This window comes from Pandoraea sp., assembly GCF_041919235.1.
Taxonomy (GTDB): Bacteria; Pseudomonadota; Gammaproteobacteria; order Burkholderiales; family Burkholderiaceae; genus Pandoraea.
Genome location: NZ_JAYRUC010000004.1, coordinates 218,652 through 240,794, shown reverse-complemented (window position 1 = coordinate 240,794; position 22,143 = coordinate 218,652). Strand labels below are relative to the sequence as shown.

The following is a 22,143-nucleotide window of genomic DNA, read 5'->3' as shown; positions in this document are numbered from 1 at the left end:
ATATCACGCGCCACAGCTTCCCCCGCTGCCGTTGCCGCTTGCATCAGACGCGACTGGTCGTTGAGTAGATTTTGCAAATCAGGCGTGCGAGATACCGTCCCGTTCAAGTCAGCAGTATCGCGATTCAAACTCGCCAGATCCTGCGTCTGATTCGCCTCGTCCGTCAGCGTGATCGTGCCTTCGCTTACGCCCGTGCGTGTCGTCGCCCGCTCGCCGCCGCTCTCCATTTGCGGCAACATCGGAGAAATCCCACCGGTGTTCTTGCCCGAGGTGTTCCCCGTCGTACGCTCGTTCGCGCCGCCATTACCCACGGTAGCGCCACCACCGACACCAAAACTATTGGCGCTGTATTCCGAATGGTTCTCAATGTCGGCGAACGTCAACGTGGCTGTCGTCAGTTGATTCTTTGACGGATCGGCTGTGCTTGCAATGTAGGCACCCTTCAGATCGGTGTTACCCATCACGCCGACGTCAAACCCACCGCCGCCCGCCTGGATTCCGGATTGCTCCTCCACGCCCGCATAGTTGCCGCTCGCATTTCCGCGCATGTAGTTCGCGCTTCCCGACGCACCTCCCATGCTGAGATTCATGCCACCGCCCATGCTCTGCTGGTGCGCGGAACTCTCGCTCGTATCCTGCACGCTGGCGATGTTTAGATCTCCACCCACGCGAGCAATGACCTTGTCGGCGTTCACGTTCGCGCCGACGATATTCGTATCGCCACCGCTCGCGATCACCGCCGTCTGGCTCGCGTCGATATGCGTGTTGCTTTGGAATTTCGAATCCGAGTTGGCATCGCCGTTCGCCCGGGACAGCGACGCCGACACGCCCCAACCGCTCGTGCCGTAAGACACCCCAACGCTGCCGCTCTTCGATTCGGTATCGCTACGCGTTGAATCGGTGTCGGTGCTGTGACTCAGGTTGACCTGATTGTTGGCTTGCAGGAGAACGTCCTTCGCATCGATGTTCGAACCGATGATGTTGACGTTGCCTTTCCCCGCCGCCGTGTCACCGGTTGCGATGAACGCCGCCGTGCCACCGGCCGTGATATTGCTCGACACGTTCTGCGCGCTGTCGGATGAAGACGTCGACTTGCTGCTCGACGACCCCCAACTCAATTCGACCTTCGCTTCAGGCTTGCCGCCGCCGGAGAGCGCATCGCGCGCGCCCTTGGCTTGGCCCAATGCACCAACGGTTCCGCTGGCGGCCGCATAACCTCGCAAGGCCGAAACGCGCGCATCGCCGCCGGAGTCGGCGGCAGCACGCGTCTGATTCGCAACGTTTTGCACCGCATCGATCACCGGTGCCTTGACTGCCAAGGTGAAGCCCGAACTCTTCGTCTCGTGCGTCGCGTCATGATGCTGGCGATTGACTGCCGACTCGACGGTGACGGTTTTCCCAATGCCCGCCACATTCCCTCCGGCGACGATGTCGCTGCCGCGCACGAGAAGGTCATTGCCCGCCACCATGCTGACGTTGCCGTTCACGCTGCCGACAAGACTTCCCGTCTGCGTCACGCTGCTGTCATTGGTGCGGTCGCGCTGCTCGTTCTTCCCGTATGAGATACCCACCCCTCCGGACGAACCAAACCCCGATCGCTTCTCCTCACGGAACGTGCGGCTCTCCCTCACGTTCTCCGTCGATTCGATGCGCAGGTCGTGACCGGCCTGAAGGGCAACGTCCTTGGTGCCGACAATCGTGCTCCCCCGCACGCTCATGTCCTTGCCCGCCGCCACCGCCACGCTGTCTGCCGAGATCACGCTACCGTTGGCGACAGTGTTTTTCGTGTCGGTCGTGCTCACCGTTGTCGTGCTACTCAAGAACCCACCGCTACTGTCTTCCCGGCGGCTGTGAAATTCGTGAGTTTCGATGACCTCACCGATATTCACGTCGCCCGCCGCCACCAGCGTCGCCGTTCCCTTCTCGAGCGCGATACCGCTGCCGAGCACGTTGATATCTTTGCCGGAGACAACCGTGAGGCTGTCACCGCTTTGAACCGTAGTGCCGATCACCGTGTCGTCCGACGTACGCAGTGCTTCCGCGTCGGTACCGCGACTGGCGCTGTCCGCACCGCTGCTGTGGTAGGTGGAGGTTGCTACCGACGCCTGCAGCGTCACGTCGCCCTTCGCCGCTAATACGCCGCCTCCTTTCAGGTTCAGACTGGCGCCGGTCGCGGTCAGATCACCGCCCACCCCAATCTGGGCGACGCCTCCCACCGTCACCGTGCTGCCTGCCTTCGAGTTCAGATCGGTATCCGACACGCCGCTGCCGATCGACACCGACTTCCGCTCGCCCGTCTGCACCGCGCCAAGATCCCAGTTGCCACCAATGGCCATACCGAGATTCCCGCCCACGTTCAAGTTGCCCGCGTTCTGCTCGAAATTGCCTCCCGTCGCGATCGCGGCGTTGCCCGTCACGTTCAGATTCGCAACGGGGCCGAGCGTCGTCGTGACGCGTGTGGCTCCCGCGTCGCCGTCCTGCCTGAGTGTGTTCGTCGTCGTGTTCAGCAGAAGATCGCCGCCGGCCATGAGTGCCAGACTTCCGGCATTCACCGTGGCGGAACTCATGTCGATGTCGCCCGCCGTCGTCAACGTCATCAGGCCGCCGCTCTGCAGCGACCCGAACGCGTTGTCGATGGACTTGCCGTCAACCGTGAGGGTGCGATCTGCCTGTACCGTGCCGCTGTTCGTGAGCGTCTGCGTGTCTTTCAGGTCGATGTCGCCCGCAGCGATCAGCGGGCCGTTCATTGGCTGCTGACTCGTTTGCGCCAGATAGACCACCGGCACCAGCACGGTCTGTCCGTCCACGATCTGGGTCTGCATGATCACCACATTGCTGGTGAGCGCGGCGACCTGCGCCGCCGACAGGCTCATGCCCGGCGAAAGGTTCAGCGACTTCGCGAGTGCCGCGCCTGACTTCATCAACGCCTGATACATCGACTCGATGTTGGTAAAGGGACCGAGGACTGCCTTGCCGGTGAGCGCCGTGATCTGGTCCCGCACCAACTGCTGCTCGTACATGCCGTCCCCCAGACGCTTTGCCGTCGTCTGCGGATTGACCCCTATCTGCCGGAAATAGTAGTCGCTCGAAATGAAGCGCTTGACGTCAGTGAAGGCCGGATTCGATTCGATGAGGTACGCCGCGTCCGGCGCCGTGGCCGGGCGGAACAGACCGCCCTGCGGGATCGTCAGGTTGGCGATGACGCTGACGGCCGTGGCACGTGCAATGATCGGATCGACGCGCACAACACTCGTCTGAATCGATGTCGCGTCGATCCTTGTTCCATTGGCGTTACCGCCCGCAACTCCGACAGTCACGTCCGTCACCGACTGGCCGGGTACGAGGCCGATCGATGGCACGCCTGCATTGCCCGCCGTGTTGTCGATGCTCACCCCCGAGCCGGTCAACCTACCGTTTGCGACAAAGGTCGATTCGTAGGCGGGCGAGGTGTACGTACGGATATCTGCGAGGGAGCGATTCCAACCCGTCGGACGGTACGTCGGGTAGTTGGCGTCGCCGAACGGCAATTGCCAGTCGCGGATGCTCTTGTCGTAGTTGTCGTAGTGATAGTGCCCCGAGTAGGTGACGCGTATGACCGGGGCGTTCTGGCCTTTCCAGCTATTTTGGTCCAGCGTTACGGGCGCCGCGATGTCGCCCGTCGCCGCTACCGCACTCCAGTAGTTTTGAAACACATCGACTGACGAAGCGTTCAGGTTGGCGCCGGAGATGATTTGCGCCTTCGGGCTGATCGATGTCACGGTGTTGGCTTCTGCCACGCCGGTATAGCTGGTGTAGATGTAGTCGCTGTTCCATCTCCCACTCCGGGGCGGTTCGGGGTACGCGCCGCCAATCGCGTTAGGATCTCGCGTATTGAATTTCCCCGTGCGCCCGCTCAGGCTGACGCCAAGACTGGCGAGAAGATCCGCAGAGACCGACGACGTAAAACCCGACGTCTGCATTTGTCGCCGCGTATTCGTGACCTGATTGGCGTGCAGCGACATATCGCGTGTGGACTGGATCAGGGACGATTGATTGCGGATCAGTTTTGCCTGAGTGTAGTTGCCGCTCGCGTCCTTGCCCCCGGCCAGGATAACGCGGCCAAGCCCATAAATGGCCGTCGTCGCCTGCGTATCGGTGGCCGTCGTGTCGTCGCGGTTCTCAATGATCGGTGCCAGAAGTTCCAGCGTCCCCTGGCTGTTCGTCGCGCCAATGAGCGCGGTCGGTCCGACGTTCGACAACAGCGATGTCGCATTGAGCGACACACCGCCGCCCACCAGGGTGCCCGTGTTCCGCAACGTGTTCGAGTGCGTCGTGAACGTGCCCCCGGCCATCATCGTGCCGCTGTTGGCGATATCCCCCGCCGTGATGCTCAGGTTCTCGGCCGCTTCCAACCGGGTGTCGTTCGTGAACGTGCCGGACACCGTAATGGCAAGCTCATGGCCCGCCTCCAACTTCAACGCCGGCGCCATCGCGAGGTCGCCCCCGACGTTGACCGCCACATCGTGGGCCGCACCGTACGCGCCGCCGCCCGCAAGCGTTGCTGCCGTCACGGTCAGGTCGTTCGTCGCGCCGATCTGCCCGCCGGTATTCGTGAGCGCACCCGCCGTCTTGATGACCACGTCGCCGCGCGACCCGGTCAGGTTGCCGATGCCACCCCCCGTGTTGTCGAGCGTGGCCGCATCGATCGAGACGCTTGCCCCGCTCAGTTGCCCGCCCCGCGTGTTGTCGACACTCGATGCGCTGACCGCCACCCGGCCGTTACCCGTGATCGTGCCGTGGCGATTGACGGTAACGGTGCCGCCATCAATCGTCGCATCTCCCGTGCCGAGGTTTCCAATAAGGCCGTCCGTGTTGTCGATGGACGCGGCCCGAAGCGCGAGCGTGCTGCTCTCGACCTTGGCGTGGGTGTCGGAACCGCCGCCAGACTGGATCCGACCGTTCGTATTCGTGAGTGAACCGCCGACCCCGAGCGACAGGGAGGCGAGCGAGCGCACCACCCCTTGCGCGTTGTTCACGTCGCCCGCAATGCGCGCGGTGATGTAGTCCCGCGCCGTAAGCCTGCCGGCCGAGTTGTCCAGACCGCCCGCCCGCAACGCCAGTTTGCCCCCCGCGACAATCTGGCCACCTGCATTCAACAGCATGCCCGCGCCATCGCCTGGCGCGATGGTCAGCGTTCCCGTTCCGGCGGCGAGGATCTTGCCTCCGTTGTTGTTGAGCAGATTGGGGGTCAGCGTCAGATCGCGGCCGTTGCTCTGAATCGTGCCGCCGGAACTGTTGTCGAGTGTCTTGCTGACATCGACCGACATCGGCGACGCACCGTAGTGCAGGATCGTCCCACCGCGATTCAGGAGGTCGGTCGCGGATAAGGCCAGTTGGTTGGCCCGCACGTTGCCGCCGCTGTTGTCGAGCGTCTCGCGACTCGTCAAACTCAGGGTCGGCGCCACGATGGCCCCGCCCTTGTTCGTCAGCGACCCGGTGCGGATCGTTTCGTTGGCCTGCGCACCAATCTCGCCGCGATCATTGGCCAGCGCCTCGCTCGTGAGCGTCAGGTCGGTATTCGACAGCAGCTTGCCGTTCGTGTTGTCGAGCGTGCCGTCGACCGTCGCCGTGAGCCCGGCTTGCCCCACGATGAGGCCCGCCGCGTTGTCCAACATTCCCCCCGAGGCGACGACCCGACCGTTGCTCTTGATCCTCCCGCCCTTGTTCGAGACGGCGCCGCTCCCGTTGCCGGCATTGATCGTCAGTGTGCCGGCGCCCGCATGCGTGATCGTGCCGTCGCGGTTGTCCAGCGTGGACGGCGCCAACAAGAGATCCGCGCTATTGGTTTGCAGCGTGCCACCCGCCGAATTGTCGAGCGTGCCCGAGACGGCGACGTGCATCGACCCGTCGCCCGTTTGCGTGATCGTGCCCGCGTGATTCACGAGGTCCGTCGCGCTCAGCTTCAGTTGCGCTGCCTGTGTGGTCCCGCCGCTATTGTCGAGCGTTGCAGCACTCGCCGTTGCCGTCTCGCCCGCAAAGATTTGACCGCCGCTGTTGGTCAGGCGACGGGCCGCCCGGATCGTCGCATGCCTCGCCGCCCGAAGCGCACCAGCCCCGTTGTCGAGCGACCGTGCGACGATTTTCAGGTCCGTCTGCGCGCTGATCGTGCCCCGATTGGCAGCGGTCCCTGCCTCGAGCGTGACATCCCCGTTGCCACCGATCACACCTCCCTGCGCACCCGTTGAGGTCTTGCCTGCAGCATTCTTGAGCATTCCCGTGACCGTTACCGTCAGACCCTCGGTGCCCAACGAGGTGATGCGGCCCGCCGCATTGTCCAGCGCGTCGCCTGCAACGGACAGCCCCGCTGCGCTCTGCAAGATCCCCCTGCGGTTCGTAATGGCACCGCCACGAACTTGCATGGCCCCCGCAGAGACGATCTCGCCGCCCTCATTCGCAAGTTGTCCCGAGGTCTGTGCGACGAGTTCAGTCCGCGATGAAATTCTGCCCGCCACGTTGGATAGGCGGCCAGCGTCGACTCTCACGCTGCGTCCGCCGGCGAGCGTGCCACGGTCGTTGATCAATATGCCCGCGACCCGCATTTCCACGTCCCTCTGTGCGCTCGTGGTCGCGCCGGAGAGGTCCAGGTCGCCAACGTTGGAAGTCATCGAAAGACTGCCGTTGGAAGACGTCTTGCTGCCCGCGAGGTTGAGCCTGGCACCCCCGATCATCGCGTTTCCGCCCGCAACGTTCAGGCCGCTCGCGTCGAGTTGGCGCGATGCGGTGACCGACAGGTTGCCGCTGCTGCCAACCGAACCGTCGTCATTCACGCCAGCGCCGAGCGTACCGGTCGAATGAACGCCGCCAGCCGCGACGCGCAGGTCTCGTTGCGCGGCCAGCGTGCCGCCGTTCGTGAGCGTGTCCGTAGCGCCAACCGTGAGGTTCCGCTTCGCGTAGCTCGTGCCCGTGTTGGCAACGCGCTCCGCATCGATCTCAATGTGACCGTTGGCGCTCAGCTTGCCGGATTGGATCAGCAGCCCCGCACTCGTGAGCGTCAGGTCGCCGGCTTGCGCCGCGATCTCGCCTGCATTCGAAACCCCGACGCCCTTTTCCGTCCCCACCAGCGTGATGCGGTTCGCGTACATTCCGCCGAGTGCGCTAACGTCGATCGACACGCCCGGAGCGGTGCCATCGCCGCTCGTGCCACTCATGCCGCTCGTGCCGCTCGCGGCAAGCGTGTCGTGATCGACCCGGTTTGCACCTGTGATGACGTTCAAGGCGTTGGCATGAATCGCGGCATTCGCCCGCACCGCGCGGGCGATCAGATCGACCTGGTCCACGTTGCTCGCGTTCAGGCCCGCGCCCTGAACCGCAATGCTGCCGCCCGTCACCTGGAATCCGCGCAGGCCGCCGTTGGCATCGAGGATCGGTGTACCCGTGGTGAGAATGCCGCGCGTGGTATTGATGAACCCCCCGCCATCGACAACAATGCCCGACCCGTTTGCCACGATGACTTCGGCCCGGCTACCGGCCACCTCCAGATAGCCCCTGAGCTGACTAGGCGCGGTGCTGTTGACCTGATTCAGAATGATCCTGGCCGACTGACCGGCCCCAAGCTTCGGGTTGCCGTTGATCATCCCGGCTTGTTGCGTCTGCGTCATGACAGACGAGTTGTTCAGGATCACACCGGCTCGCGGCACATCGAACTGGGAATAGGTGTTCCGAGACACGCCTGCACCACTCGGCGCGTTGATGTCGACCTGCGCGATACCATTGGCGGTCCGCACGACGGCGGGTGCCCGATCGCCCCCAGCCGTCACCTGCGCTTGAACCCGCACGGGCACCGCCCCCAGCGCCATGAAGGTGGCAAAGGCCACCGATCGCATCGCGAAGAGGGCGATGCGCCGCGACGCGGGTCGCGACGTGCAATGTCGGCGCACCTGCCCCGCATTCGTCTTACCGGCCGTGCCTGCGGTTTCGGCCACTGCCACCCACATGCCGTGCAGCCGGCTGTACACCAATCGGAAGATGTGTTTGTTCATTCTCGTGATCGACCTGAATAGAGATGCCGCTGTGCAAAGTTCGCCAGACGGTCATGAATGCAGGCACTGCCATCGCAATGCGCTTGGCTGGCGGCCTCAATGCCTTGGCTGCGTCAAAGCTGCGCGGTCAGTTGAAATCCGACCGTCACCTTTGCCGTTGAAAAAGACGATGGCTTGTAGAGCGGTGTGCCCACGAACAGGTCGTAGCCGAGGCCGCCAAAGCGGGAAGCGACGCTTCCCCTGACACCCACCACAGCACCCGCGAGCCGCGTGCCGTCCTGGGCCACGGGTTGGGGTCCCCACACCTGGCCGTAATCGAGCCCGGCATAAACGGACTGTCCCGTCTGCCCGATCGGCAACTGAAGCTCGTTGCGCCAATAGAAGCCGCGCGCGGCCGAGAGCATCGTCTCGCCGTCAAAGCCACGTACGGTGTAGTGGCTGCCGATGGACAGGTTGTCGATGTAGTAAAGCGTGCTGCCGGTGTATTGCCCGTGGAAGGTCGTCACGTAACGGATCGGCTGCTGCGCCATGGCAAAGCCGACGGCGAGGTTCGCGTCCAGCACGGCCATGCGATAGCGATAAGTGGGGCCGCCCGTGGCGGCAAGCAGGTCGTCTTGCGCCCCGAACGCGCCGATGCCGCGCCGGTAAGCCAGCGTTCCATCGAATTGCGCGCGCCCGAGATAGTGGCGATTCGTCAGACCCAGCTCGACGATGGTGTTGTTACGCCGCTGCTGCGAGATCTCGGTGTCTTCGATGAAACTCTGACCGAACCGCCGCGAGAGTCGGAACTCCGTGCCGAATACGTGGTTCTGACTGCGGGAGATCACGCGATTGAGCGTGATGTCGACGGTCTTCGAGTTGCCGCTTGCGACGAACGTCTGGTTCACACCCGAAATCTGTTGGTAGTACGTACTGGTGTAGGCCGCGAGCGTCGCGCTCCAGTAGCCCCACGGAATCGAGTAACGCCCATTCCAGCCCCGCGAACCCAGGGCGTTGTCCTTGAGCAGCAAGTCGTGCGTCACCCCGACATTGAAGATGTCGTTCACGCCGAGCGGATTGTAAAAACCGGCCGACAGGCTGCCTTGCAGCTTGCCGGTCGCGCGTGTTCCCGCGTTGTCCACAGAGGCCACGACGCGCCAGGGCTTGGTGCGCACGACATCGAGCACAACGTCGCTGCGGCCCGGCAGATCCGCCGGCACGATCTGCATCGAGACGTCCTGATTCGGCACGCGCTTCATCTGCTCCAAACCCTGCTCGAGATCCCGCAGATCCAGCAGTGCTCCGTCTCGCGTCGGGAAGGCGCTCTTCCAAGTGCCGCGCAATGTCGGCTCGGCAAACCGCACTTGACCGATCTCGCCGGGGATCAACGCAAACTTGAGCGTGCCGCTCGAGAGGTCCTGCTCAGGCAGCAGCACACGCGTAGTGATGTAGCCACGGCTCAAGACCGACTTTTGCAAGCCTTTGACGATCGTATCCAGTCCCTGTCTGCCCACGCAGACGCCCGCATAGTGACTCACCCATTCCCGGGCGAATGCGAATCGGTCCGGCGCTTGCGTCCATTCACCCTGAGTCCTTACTGTCATTGGCGACGCGGCGGGCGTTTCGAATACGAAGGCGTCGATCCGAAAGCACGGCGCTTCGGTCGGCAACGCGGGCCACTCCGAAAGCGGTTCGCGCGCAGAGCGAACGGACGGCGCGTTGAGCGTCGCGTCGCGCTGCTGTGCCTCTCGCTGTTGTTGAATCTGCTGATTTTGCTCAGCGCCAGCGCGGGCTGCGGCCTCCGTGTCGGCGGGGGTTGGCGTCGTGGCGTGCTGCGCGTGTGTCCCGGTTGCGAGAAGCGAACAGGCCAGCAAAAAGACCGTCGGTTTATATATCGGCATTACAAGTCCGCTGCGATTTCAGGGTTCACTCATTGCTCGGAACGCGCTCGGCACGGGGACGGCCATCAACGGCCTCCATGCGTGCCAATACGACACGACAACGGCTTGCGCAGCGCAACGCAGGTCATTCCGGAGTGAGCGAAGCGGTGGGGGGGGCGCGGTTGGCGTCGATACGCGAGTCTTCTCCGCGATCGGAAGACGGGATGTCGGTGGAGACCGTCGGCAAATCTACGGTTTTCGTTCGGGACGGACTTCTTGTTATTGAGCCGACTTTTTCGACTCCTGACGTGACTGCCGTCAGCCTCGCGAACCCGATTCGTCGTCGATGGCCCATGGCACGGGCGATCGACGTTCCGTTGACTGTTTCGAAATTAAACTTTCGGTTTGCTAATTTTTCGGAATTTTCGCTGGCGAGCTATCGTGCGTTACCCGACAGGAAGTGGCTCCAGAACGAGCGGGAGGCGACGCATTGCGGTCGCGCACCGCATCTCGCGACCGCTTGCAACCGCTATTCAGGCCGGTTCAGTCCGATTCAGTGGGTGATGGCAGGCGCAGACGAACAAAGTCGTGCCTTTCAGCGGCGTTCAAAAGCGCCGTGAAGGCAGAGTGCTGTCCGATGAGGCGTGCGCCTGAGTGCGCTCCGGGAAGTCGCGCCTACGCTCGACGCGCTGCGTGAGAGCTGCGGCGTTTCAGGCTTGCCTCGCGATAAGCCGCTTAGCGCGGATAGGCGCCGGACAACCGTCGAGTCGGGGGATGGGGGAGGACGATTCGGCCGATTTGGACGATTCGGGATTTGGCGCTGTGACGCGTATGCACACGGTGCCTGACGAACGCACCGCTGCCGTTGAATTTCTCTCCAGTGGCAGCGGTGCGCGCGTGTCGGTATCCGCCGTCTTACAGCGCCGGTTCGAGTTCGCGGCTACCGGATTCGCGCATCGCGCGAATGCATTGGGCCGAGATCATCGCATCGGCGTTGAGCGGCGGTACATCGCCGGACAGCGGCCGGTAGACGAAGTCGCCAACGTCGATCGACTCGCCCGTCAACGCGCAAACGCCCGGATGATTCGCCCGGCGGACGCGCCAGATTTGTGCACCGTAGTTGCCGCCCATGGCGTCGTTCCACGACACCGTAATCGTGAGCTCGCTGGAGATCTCCAACACCCGGACGATGGGCGCTCGTCGCGTGTAGGGGATGACCGGCGCGCGCACGACGGGCGCAGCATCGAGCATTGCAACGGTGTGTTGCCAAACGCCTGGAGCGCCCTGAGCGCCCTTGGCGGTCTGGGCGCCACGGGCGGCGCGTGACGTGCGCGAGGCACGGGAGGTCGGGGCAGTCCCGAGGGTGCAGACGCCGCCGCTTCGCTTCGGACAATGAGTTTGGTCGCTTCGCATGGTCAGGCCAGCCAGGTGCGCGGCCCGCGAAGGCCGCCGAGTTTCTCCGCGCCCAACAGCACGGTCGCGCGGGCAAACCCGTGCAGCGCGTGCTGATGACGACGGTACAACATGGCGTGGCTCCACTGCGCAAACTGTCCGCGCACGATGCCACCTTTGAAAAAACCGAATCGTCCGAGCGCGCCAAACGCGTTGTAGCCGGACAGCGATACCCGCGCGCCAGGATCGCGATAGACGAACGGCGGGATGGCCCGGCCCTCGAGCCACGCGCCGAGATGGCGACCCAGATGCGCCGCCTGTTGCGTCGCCACCTGAGCCGTCGGCGGCAACGGGCGCCCACCCTGAGCAGGCGTCATCGACGCGCAGTCGCCCAGCGCAAAGATTCGCTCGTCTTGCGCCGTCTGTAACGTCGCACGCACCACGATTTGATTGGCGCCGTTGGTCGCCAGTCCGCCGATGCCCTGCAGGAAGTCAGGCGCCTTCACGCCCGCCGCCCACACCAGAAGATCGCCCGGAATCAACTGTCCGTCGTCACGATAAAAGCCGTCGCGGTCGGCGCACACGATGCGCGTGTCCGTCAGCACGCGAAAGCCCAGGCGCTCAAGCTGCGCCTGCGTCGATGCCGACACGTCGGACGGAAACGCGCCGAGCACACGCGGGCCGCGCTCGACGAGCGTGAGCTTCAGACGCTCGCAAATCTTCGGATCGCCATAACCGGCGGCCAACGCAAACGTGCGGCTCAACTCGGCGGCAAGTTCCACGCCCGTGGTGCCGCCACCGACAATCACGACACGCAACGCATCGTCGTTCACGACACTGCGTAGTGCCTCGCCGCGCATTGCCGCGTTGAACGCCTCCGCCTGTGGCTCGCTGTCGATGAAATGACACACGTCGCGCACGCCGGGTAGACACGCATCGTCGGCCTGTGAACCGAGCGCGAGCACGAGCGCGCCATAAGGTACGCGACGCTCGCCCAGCAGACGCGAGCCGTCAGGCGCTTCCATCTCCCCCAGCACAATCTCCCGGCGTGCGCGGTCCAGCCCGCACATGCGGCCCGCCTGATACTCGAAGCCGTTGCGGCACGCATGGGCAAGATACGTCACCCGTGTGGGCGTGCCGTCACGCGTGCCGGCCGCCACCGTGGGCAGCATCGGCTTCCAAAGATGAGACGGATGACTGTCGACAAGGGTCACGCGCGCCGCGCCCGCACGGCCAAGCGTGCGGCCCAGACGAGTCGCCAGCTTCAGGCCGGCAATACCGCCACCGACAATCACGATTCGGTTCGCGCGAGACATTTTGGGGGGGAGTGACGTCAAATTCAACAGGTGATGAATAAGCGCATAATAGCGAGCGTGGCCTCGGCATGTCAAATGGCAAATGTCTGGGCAGGCAGGTGCGTTGGGGTCGGGTAGACTTGGCGCATTGCTGTTGCGAATTCCATCCACCCATCTCGATGACTCCAGACAAAGTTGTTTTGCCAGCCGATACTCCCCGCAAACGCCCGCGTGGGCGCCCCACGTGCGACTGCGCGCATGGTGCCGACGCGTTGTTGCTCAACGCTCGTCGCATCTTCGCGCAGCGAGGTTTCTATGCGAGCAGCGTGCGGCAAATCGCGGAGGCGTCCGGGGTCGACGCGGCCCTGATCTCGCACCACTTCGGCTCGAAGGAGGCGCTGTGGGTCGCGGTGGTCGATCAGATCGCGACGCTCACGCGCGGGCTCATCGAGCAGACGCTCGCGCTCCAGCACGCGCCGCTCGAACCCGGCGAGCGTATCGAACAGGCGGTACGGACATTCGTGGAAATGGTGTTCGAGAATCCGGACGTCGGCATGTTCTTCTCGACCGCCGCAACCGAAGAAGGCGAGCGACTGGATATCATCACGCAGCGACTGGTACGTCCGTATCGCGATGCCATGGTGCCCCTCGTGGCCGATTGGCTCCAGGCGAACCAGCGTCCCGTGCAAGACGCCGACGTCATGTTCTTCATGCTCACGTCGGCCATCAGCAAGACGGTGTCGTATCGCCACATGATGGGGCCGTTCCTGCCACCCGAAGGCATGGCCGATCTCAAACGCACCGTGCTCGATTGTGCAATGGCCCTGATCCGGCAGTGATCCGACAATGATCCGGCAGTGATCCGGTAGCGACCCGGTAGCGACCCGGTAGATCCGGTCGTGACCCGCCGATGAAGGCGGCGCCCGAGCGTCGTATAAGATGGCGGCACCCGGGCCGACTCCCGGCCCGCAATTTTGACGGTGCCCCCCTATGTCGAACGAAATCAAACGTCTGCACACCAACGCTCGCATGAGCCAGATCGTGATCGCCAATGGCGTCGTGTATCTGGCCGGTCAGGTTCCGGACACGGCCAACGTGTCGGTCACGCAGCAGACCACCGAGATTCTCACGCGTATCGATTCGCTGCTCGCACAAGCGGGTGTCGACAGGACGCGTCTGCTCACGGCCAACATCTGGCTGTCCGATGCCAAACACTTCGCCGAATTCAACGCCGTGTGGGACGCCTGGGTGCCCGAAGGTCACGCGCCGACGCGGGCGTGCGTGCAATCGCCGCTCATGCGCGCCGGTCTCGAAGTCGAAATCGCAGTCACCGCGCTGGTCTAAGCGCTGCGGCGTGACCCTGGACTCACTGCCGAAGGCATGGCGCGTGAGTCCGGTCGCGGGGAACGCGCCTCGCCCCAGCGCGACGCCGCGCATTCGCACCGCGAGGATGGCGAGGATGGCGAGGATGGCGAGTACGGCGAGTACAGCGAGGGCGCGAGGGCGGCGGGCCGCTCAGCGCCCGGCGCTTCCGAGCGGCGGCCGCGCGCTCATTGCGGCATTTCTTCCGGCGCATCGACACCCGGTGCGCGCGCGGCGTCCCGGTTGGCCGGCGTCTCGCTGCCGATCACACTGATCTCGAACAGTGGCTTGCCCGCGAGCGAGCGCGCCTCAGGGTCTTCCGGATACGTTTTGAGCAGCGGCAGGATCACCGAACCACCGATCACGTTGCGACGGCTGTTGTCCGCCGGCGACAAGCCCCACACGTTCTGATAGGTCATCGGCACGCTTTCGCCGTCGCGCTGCGCATTGCCCAGATACAACATGATGTGACCGTTGATGTGAATCAACGTCATCAGCGGGCGGCCGCGTTCAGCCAGCGTGCGCAGTCGTGTGTCGATATCGGCAGCGCGCAGATCGGTGCGCTTTCCGGCGCGCAACTGATCCGACGAATGCCGTGGCAGCCACACGCCGAACGGGGCGAAGAGACTGCGCGTCTCGGCCGAGCAATCGTTGTAGAACAGCGTGTTGCCCCAGCCATACGGACGCCCGATCTGCTGCTTCATCACCTGCGCCATGTGACGCGGTGTGAGCGTCCATGGCATCGGCACGAGGCTCGACGCGTCGAGCGCTGCCGTGCGGATCTGGGCTCGCCGCTGAACGTCGGCCACGGGAAACATCGCTGCCTGACGTCCGTCCGGCAACCGAATCCTCGGCAACACCGTCCCGATCGGCGCGAACGTTCTGTAGAGCGGCGCGGCGAGGGCCGCCGTGCCGTGTGACGTATCGGCCAGCGCCGTGTCGGCATGCACGATGGCGCCGAGGCTGTGCTGCGCCGCGTCGCGCCACGTCGCAACGAAATGGTCGTCGACCGAGGCCACCGTGCGCGCGTCCACCCAACCGATCAGATCGGGCGAATAGACGAGCAGCCACGCGCCATCGGCGCTGCGGGCGAGGGTGTATACCGGCGTGCCGGGGCGAAGCGCGGAGTCTTGCAAGGCATCGAACGGATAGCCCTCGCCCGCCTGACGAAAATTGTAGAACGCCGGATCGTTGGTCGGGAGCTGCCGGACCAGCGCGTTGTCGACGGTGATGCCGCGTCGGCGCGGATCGTACGGCCAGTCGGCGTGGTCTGCGTCGAGTTGTGCCAGCGCCATGTTGGCTTCGATGGCGCGGATCCACGCCGTCGTGTGCGGCTGGAAGTTCTCTCCGTAGGTCTTGCGCACGCCTGGCGCGCCATTATCGAAAGCACGCACGCGCCGACCTTGCGAATCGGCGATTTGCTGCGCGCTGGCCGCATTGAGGAGCGACGTCGATAGCCATACGCCGTTCCACGGCGACGGATCGCGTGGCGCGGTGCCGAAGTAGCGCGCTCGAAACGCCTCGAAGCGGTGGGTTTGCTCCTGCGCCGAGAGCAACGGCTGATCGTAGCCGGGTGCATCCGGCCGAATCCAGTGATCGACGTCCTGATCGTAATGCTCGATGGGGAAGCGATCGACGTTGAAGCGCTGGGCGGTCACCGTGACCGGCGGCGCCGATGCCGTGGGTTCCTGCGGCGCGCCTGCGCAGCCCGCGAGCACCGCGAGCGGCAGGACCCGCGCGAGCCAGACGACGCGGCGGCGTGAGCCACCCGAAGCGTTGCGCCGCGCGACGTTCGAGGTGGCGGGCAGAATGACGTTGCGCGCCGCGAGATTTGCACCCATGTTGAGCGATAGTGAACCCTGAAGCCGCCATGCTACTCCATCGACACGCGCACGATTCCCGGCGTCCAAACCCAGCGAGCGCCTTGCCGCGCATTGACGCGACGTAACGGTCGACCGGGGGCATGCCGTGCGAACGCGCACACCCTGCACGGGTAGCAACACTGGCAACGTGGGAATCGGTGAATGCTGTACAAACATACAGTACAATTGCGACGTGCCGAGCGTCGCGCCGATGCTGCCAGCGGCTGTCGTAACGGCCTGATACAGTAGGTTCCCCGAGGCGCGCTCGCGCGCTATCAAACGTCACGCGGTTAATCGTCACGCGGTTCATCCTCAATCAAGCGGCCCTGAGACCAAGTGGATAAGTCATCCTCGAAACCCGACCCGTCGGCCAGCCACGCCATTCGCATTCGTGGCGCTCGCCAGCACAACCTCAAGAACCTCGACGTCGATCTCCAGATCGGTGAGATGACCGTTGTGACCGGTCCGTCCGGTTCCGGCAAGTCGAGCCTGGTCTTCGACACACTGTTCGCAGAAGGCCAGCGCCGCTACGTCGAAACATTCAGCGCCTACGCCCGACAGTTCCTCGATCGCATGGATCGTCCGCAGGTCGACCACGTGGAAGGGGTGCCGCCGGCCATCGCCATCGATCAGACCAACCCCGTGCGCAGCTCGCGCTCGACGGTCGGCACGATGACCGAGCTTAACGACCACCTCAAGCTGTTGTTCGCGCGCGCGGCGGCGCTGTTCGATCGCACCACGGCACAGCCGGTGCGCCACGACACCCCCGAGACGATCTATGCCGACTTGATGGCGCGGACCGCGCAAGACGATCCGCGTCTGGTCGTGACGTTCCCGGTCGAATTGCCCGCCAGCGTCACGCCCGACGAGGTCGAGCAATGGCTCTCGGCATCCGGCTACACGCGCGTTCAGGCCGAGCGCGAAGTCACGTCGGCAGACGGCACCCGCAAGGTGCTCGACGTCGTTGCCGATCGGTTCCGTTTGCAGAACACCGAGAAGGCGCGCGCGATGGAAGCCATCGAGTCGTCGCTCAAGCGCGGACGCTCACGGGTGAACGTCTACGTGCTGGCCGACGCCGGCGAGCCCGACATCTGGCGCTATTCGCAGGATCTGCATTGCCCTGACAGCGATCTGCATTACGCCGATCCGCAACCGGCGCTCTTCTCGTTCAATTCGGCCTACGGCGCGTGCGAAGCCTGCCGCGGTTTCGGACGCGTGATCGGCGTCGACCTCGGTCTGGTGATCCCGGATGAGCGTAAGACGCTGCGCGGCGGGGCGATCAAGACCATCCAGACGCCGGCGTGGAAAGAGATTCAGGACGATCTGCTCGAATACGCGGGCAAGGCGGGTATTCCGCGCGACACGCCCTGGTCGAAGCTCTCGCCTGAACATCGCGAGTGGGTCATCGAAGGCGATCCTGACTGGAAAGGCGAGTGGAACAAACAGTGGTACGGCATTCGCCGCTTCTTCGGCTATCTGGAGTCGAAGGCGTACAAGATGCACATCCGCGTGCTGCTCTCCAAGTACCGCAGCTATACCACGTGCGAGACCTGCGGCGGTGCGCGTCTCAAGACGGAGGGCCTGCTGTGGCGACTCGGCTCCAAGGAGAACGCCGACGCGGTCCTGCCCCCCGCCCAGCGCTTCATGCCGCGCGGTGTGGCGTGGTCGCGCGATCAGCTCGAAGCGCTGCCCGGCCTCACCATGCACGACCTGATGCTCATGCCGATCTCGCGCGTGCGTCAGTTCTTCGATTCGCTCACCTTGCCGTCAAGCCTGCTCGACGACGCCCTCAAGCTGTTGCAGGAAGAAGTCTGCACGCGCCTGAAGTATTTGTGTGACGTCGGCATCGGCTACCTCACGCTCGACCGTCAGAGCCGTACGCTCTCGGGCGGCGAAGTCCAGCGTATCAATCTGACGACCGCGCTGGGCACCTCGCTCGTGAACACGCTCTTCGTGCTCGACGAGCCGAGCATCGGTCTGCATCCGCGCGACATGGACCGAATCGTCGCGGCGATGCACCGTCTGCGCGACGCGGGCAACACGCTGGTGGTGGTCGAACACGATCCGGCCGTCATGCTCGCGGCCGATCGTGTGATCGACATGGGCCCGGGGCCGGGCGAGCGCGGCGGCCAGATCGTCTTCGACGGCACGCCCGAGGAAGTGCGACATGCCGACACGCTGACCGGCAGCTATCTCGGCGGGCGCAAGCATGTGGCGAACGCGTCGAACTGGCGCGCGCGTCCGGTCGATGCCGCTACGCCGCGTCTGACGTTGGCTGGCGCCCGCGAACATAACCTCAAGCACGTCAGCGTCGAGATTCCGCTCGGCCGGCTCGTGTGCGTGACCGGTGTATCCGGGTCCGGCAAGTCCACGCTGGTTCAGGACGTTCTCAATCCGGCACTGGCGCGGCACTTTGGCGACCCGACCGAAGCGCCCGGCGCCCATGACGAACTCATCGGCGCAGAGCAACTGTCAGGCGTGGTCTTCGTCGACCAGTCGCCTATCGGCAAGACGGCGCGCTCGAACCCTGCGAGCTACGTCGGTGCGTTCGACGAGATCCGCAAATTGTTTGCGGGCGAGCCGTTGGCGCTGCAACGCGGCTACACCGCGAGTACGTTCAGTTTCAACTCGGGCAACGGACGCTGTCCGACGTGCGGCGGCTCGGGCTTCGAACACGTGGAGATGCAGTTCCTGAGCGATGTATATCTGCGCTGCCCCGACTGCGACGGCAAGCGCTACCGCGCCGAAGTGCTCGACGTGAAGATTCATCGCGCCGTGCCGGGCGAGGCGATGCGCGAGTTGAGCGTGTCGGACGTGCTCGATCTGACCGTCAACGAGGCGGTCAGGCTGTTCTCGTCGGATCGCGATGTGCTGCGCGTATTGCAGCCGATCGTGGATGTCGGTCTCGAATACGTGAAGCTCGGTCAGCCGGTGCCAACGCTCTCGGGCGGCGAAGCCCAGCGTCTGAAGCTCGCAGGGTTCCTCGCGGACGCGGCGCAGAAGAAGACGGCGAGCGGGCAGAAGGTCGCACATCGCGGCCGGCTCTTCATTTTCGACGAACCGACGACCGGGCTCCACTTTGACGACATTGCCAAGCTCATGCGTGCGTTCGGCAAGTTGCTCGACGGTGGCAATTCGTTGCTCGTCATCGAGCACAATCTCGACGTGGTGCGCGCGGCTGACTGGATCATCGATCTGGGACCGGAAGGGGGCGAGGGCGGCGGTGAAGTGCTGTGTTCGGGTACGCTCGCGCAGGTGGTGGCGTGCGAGGCATCGCACACCGGACGCGCTCTGGCCGACTACGAGCGCAACGTGGTCGCGCCCACGCGAGCCGTGGCGATGGGCACGCCCGGCAGCGATCCGGGGGTGCCATTGCAAACGGCGTTGCGCGCAGCGCGCGCGCGACGCACGCCCGCCGGTGGCGATGAAATTCGCATCGTCAATGCCCGCGAGCACAATCTGAAGTCGCTCGACGTCGCCATTCCGCGCGGCAAGTTCAGCGTGATTACGGGCGTCTCGGGATCGGGCAAGTCGACGCTGGCGTTCGACATTCTCTTCAACGAGGGACAGCGCCGTTATCTCGAATCGCTCAACGCCTATGCCCGGTCCATCGTGCAACCGGCGGGGCGTCCGGAGGTGGACGCCGTGTATGGCATTCCGCCAACGGTTGCCATCGAGCAGCGTCTGTCGCGCGGCGGGCGCAAGAGTACCGTTGCGACCACGACCGAAGTCTGGCACTTCCTGCGGCTGCTGTACGTCAAGCTTGGCATTCAGCATTGCATTCATGACGGCGCGCCCGTCATGGCGCAAAGTCCGGATTCCATCGTCGCGCAGTTGATGCGCGATCGTCGCGGCCAGCATGTCGGTCTGCTCGCGCCGCTGGTGGTGGGCCGCAAGGGGATCTATACCGATCTGGCGAAATGGGCCAAGGCGCGCGGGCATTCGCATCTGCGCGTCGATGGCGTTTTCCTGCCGGTCGACCCGTGGCCCAAGCTCGACCGTTTCCGTGAGCACACCATCGAACTGCCGGTGGGCGACGTGGTGATTACGCCCGAGAACGAAGGCTTGCTGCGCACGCTGCTGGCGGCGGCGCTCGAATTGGGCAAGGGCGTGATGCATCTGCTCGCGCCGCTCGACGGTCTCGGCGACACCATGGATAACGAACAACCGGGCGAAGGGGTCGGCGAGATCGAGGTGTTCTCGGTCAAGCGCGCGTGCCCGGTGTGCGGCACGAGTTATCCGGATCTCGACCCGCGCATGTTCTCTTTCAATAGCAAGCATGGCTGGTGCTCGACGTGCGTAGGCACAGGGGTCGCGCTCACACGCGAGCAGCGTGAAGCGTTTGACGACACCGTGCTCAACCAGGACAACCGGGGGCGCGAGCACTCGCTGCCGTCGCAGGAACAGGAGCCGGAAGGCGTGGGCGATCAGCCCTGTCCGGATTGTCACGGTGCGCGGCTCAATGCGGTCGCGCGCGCCGTGACCTTCGACGCGCAGGCGATTTCCAGCGTCGCGCAGTGGACCGTGACCGATGTGCGCGAGTGGATTCAGGGGCTCGCGCTGCACGGTCGCGATGCGAGCATCGCGCGAGATCTGATCAGCGAGATTCAGGGGCGTCTGGCGTTCCTGGAGGAAGTCGGGCTTGGCTACCTCGCGCTCGATCGCGCGGCACCGACGCTCTCGGGCGGCGAGTCGCAGCGAATTCGTCTGGCCGCGCAGCTCGGCAGCAATCTGCAGGGCGTTTGCTATGTGCTCGATGAGCCGACCATCGGCTTGCACCCGCGCGACAACGGCATTCTGCTCGGTGCGCTGCGCAAATTGGGCGACCAGGGCAACACGCTCGTCGTGGTCGAGCATGACGAGGACACGATTCGTCGCGCCGATCACATCATCGATATCGGCCCCGGCGCGGGCAAGCGCGGCGGCACGCTCGTCGCGCAGGGCAGCGTGGCCGATCTGGCGGCGCATCCCGAGTCGTTGACCGGCAAGTTCCTCGCGCATCCGTTGCAGCATCCGATTCAACCGCGCCGCGCGGTCGTCGCGTCGGCCAAGGGGGTCGAAGCGGTGCCGCCGAATTGGCTGACGGTGCATGGCGCGACGCTCCACAACCTGAAGAACGCAACGGTGTCGTTGCCATTGTCGCGGCTCACGGCAATTACCGGCGTCTCGGGCTCGGGCAAATCGACGCTCGCACGCGATGTGCTGATGACAAACCTGCTCGATGCCGTGGGGCGCTCCGTGATGTCGTCGCCGGCCGAGCGCCGCGCGCGCAAGGACACGGTGCGTCACGCCGTGAAGGCGGACGGCAAGCCGCGTGCGAAGTCGGCAGCGCTCGCCGCGCCGCGCCGGGCCGTAGTGCACGCGTGGCACGGCTGCGCGTCGGTGACCGGTTGGGAGACGATCGATCGTGTTCTCGAAGTCGATCAGACGCCCATCGGCAAGACCCCCCGCTCGTGCCCGGCCACATACATCGGCTTCTGGGACACGATTCGACGCCTGTTTGCCGACACGCTCGAAGCGCGCGCGCGCGGCTATGCGCCGTCGCGTTTCTCGTTCAACACGGGTGAAGGCCGCTGCCCTGCGTGCGAAGGGCAAGGCGTGCGCACCATCGGCATGAGCTTCCTCGCCGACGTGAAGGTCCTGTGCGACGTCTGCCATGGTCAGCGGTTCAATGCCGAGACGTTGGCGGTTACGTGGCGCGGCAAGAGCATCGGCGACGTGTTGACGATGGAAGTGGACGAAGCCGTCGAGTTCTTTGGGTCGATGCCGAGCATTGCGCATCCGCTGCAATTGATGCAGGACGTTGGCCTCGGTTATCTCACGCTGGGACAGCCGTCGCCGACGTTGTCGGGGGGCGAGGCGCAGCGCATCAAACTCGTGACGGAGTTGACCAAAGTACGTGACGACATCACGCGCCGAGGTCAGAAGTCGCCGCACACGCTGTATGTGCTCGACGAGCCTACGGTCGGTCTTCACATGGCGGATGTGGCGCGACTGATCAATGTGTTGCACCGGCTGGTGAATGGCGGGCATACCGTAGTCGTCATCGAACACAACCTCGATGTGATTGCCGAAGCCGACTGGATCGTCGACATGGGCCCGGAAGGCGGCAAGGCGGGCGGGACAGTCGTTGCCGCTACCTCTCCGGACGCGCTCACGAAGGTTGCCGCGAGCCACACCGGCATTGCGCTCAAGCCGGTGCTGGCATCGACTTCGACGGTGGGTTCGGGATCGGTCGCAGCGAAGCCAGCCGAAGCCGCCACGGCGAAGTAGCCCGTCGACGTTGAACCCCCGGCCACGGGGTCGCACCGTTCGCGGGGCAAGGCGCGGGACACCCTCGGGTGTCCCGTTTTTT

General features: G+C 64.6%; 9 protein-coding genes. 4 read left to right on the top strand and 5 right to left on the bottom strand.

What is annotated here, in order from left to right:
- Together ACE3UG_RS04985 and ACE3UG_RS04980 are read right to left on the bottom strand one after the other, a co-directional pair.
- On the bottom strand, positions 1–8,018 hold an 8,018-nt coding region (locus tag ACE3UG_RS04985), incomplete at its 3' end, for a hemagglutinin repeat-containing protein (RefSeq protein WP_374620441.1).
- A gap of 113 nt (positions 8,019–8,131) precedes the next feature.
- Positions 8,132–9,898: a ShlB/FhaC/HecB family hemolysin secretion/activation protein gene (locus ACE3UG_RS04980; RefSeq protein WP_374620440.1), complete on the bottom strand. Its 1,767-nt coding sequence runs from the start codon at positions 9,896–9,898 to the stop codon at positions 8,132–8,134.
- 203 nt (positions 9,899–10,101) lie between these two features.
- On the opposite strand from ACE3UG_RS04980, the gene ACE3UG_RS04975 reads away from it, so the two are divergent.
- Positions 10,102–10,497, top strand: coding sequence for a hypothetical protein (locus tag ACE3UG_RS04975; protein ID WP_374620439.1), 396 nt, complete (start codon positions 10,102–10,104; stop codon positions 10,495–10,497).
- Between the two features lie 295 nt (positions 10,498–10,792).
- On the opposite strand, the gene ACE3UG_RS04970 is transcribed toward ACE3UG_RS04975, so the two are convergent.
- On the bottom strand, positions 10,793–11,128 hold the full coding sequence (locus tag ACE3UG_RS04970; protein ID WP_374620438.1) for a DUF3331 domain-containing protein: 336 nt from the start codon (positions 11,126–11,128) through the stop codon (positions 10,793–10,795).
- A 164-nt stretch (positions 11,129–11,292) separates the two neighbouring features.
- Entirely contained in the window at positions 11,293–12,585 is a 1,293-nt protein-coding gene (locus ACE3UG_RS04965; RefSeq protein ID WP_374620437.1) for an NAD(P)/FAD-dependent oxidoreductase, read from the bottom strand.
- A gap of 251 nt (positions 12,586–12,836) precedes the next feature.
- Between ACE3UG_RS04965 and ACE3UG_RS04960 the strand changes: the two genes are divergently transcribed.
- Both ACE3UG_RS04960 and ACE3UG_RS04955 read left to right on the top strand, forming a co-directional pair.
- The gene (locus ACE3UG_RS04960; RefSeq protein WP_374620436.1) at positions 12,837–13,403 is read left to right on the top strand and encodes a TetR/AcrR family transcriptional regulator; all 567 of its coding nucleotides are present in this window, start codon (positions 12,837–12,839) and stop codon (positions 13,401–13,403) included.
- A 151-nt stretch (positions 13,404–13,554) separates the two neighbouring features.
- Positions 13,555–13,908 carry a RidA family protein gene (locus tag ACE3UG_RS04955; protein ID WP_374620435.1) on the top strand — a complete coding sequence of 118 codons (354 nt, stop codon included), beginning with the start codon at positions 13,555–13,557 and terminating at the stop codon, positions 13,906–13,908.
- Between the two features lie 206 nt (positions 13,909–14,114).
- On the opposite strand, the gene ACE3UG_RS04950 is transcribed toward ACE3UG_RS04955, so the two are convergent.
- Entirely contained in the window at positions 14,115–15,767 is a 1,653-nt protein-coding gene (locus ACE3UG_RS04950; RefSeq protein ID WP_374620433.1) for an SH3 domain-containing protein, read from the bottom strand.
- 357 nt (positions 15,768–16,124) lie between these two features.
- On the opposite strand from ACE3UG_RS04950, the gene uvrA reads away from it, so the two are divergent.
- The gene (gene uvrA / locus ACE3UG_RS04945) at positions 16,125–22,061 is read left to right on the top strand and encodes an excinuclease ABC subunit UvrA (RefSeq protein WP_374620430.1); all 5,937 of its coding nucleotides are present in this window, start codon (positions 16,125–16,127) and stop codon (positions 22,059–22,061) included.
- Positions 22,062–22,143 lie beyond the last annotated feature (82 nt).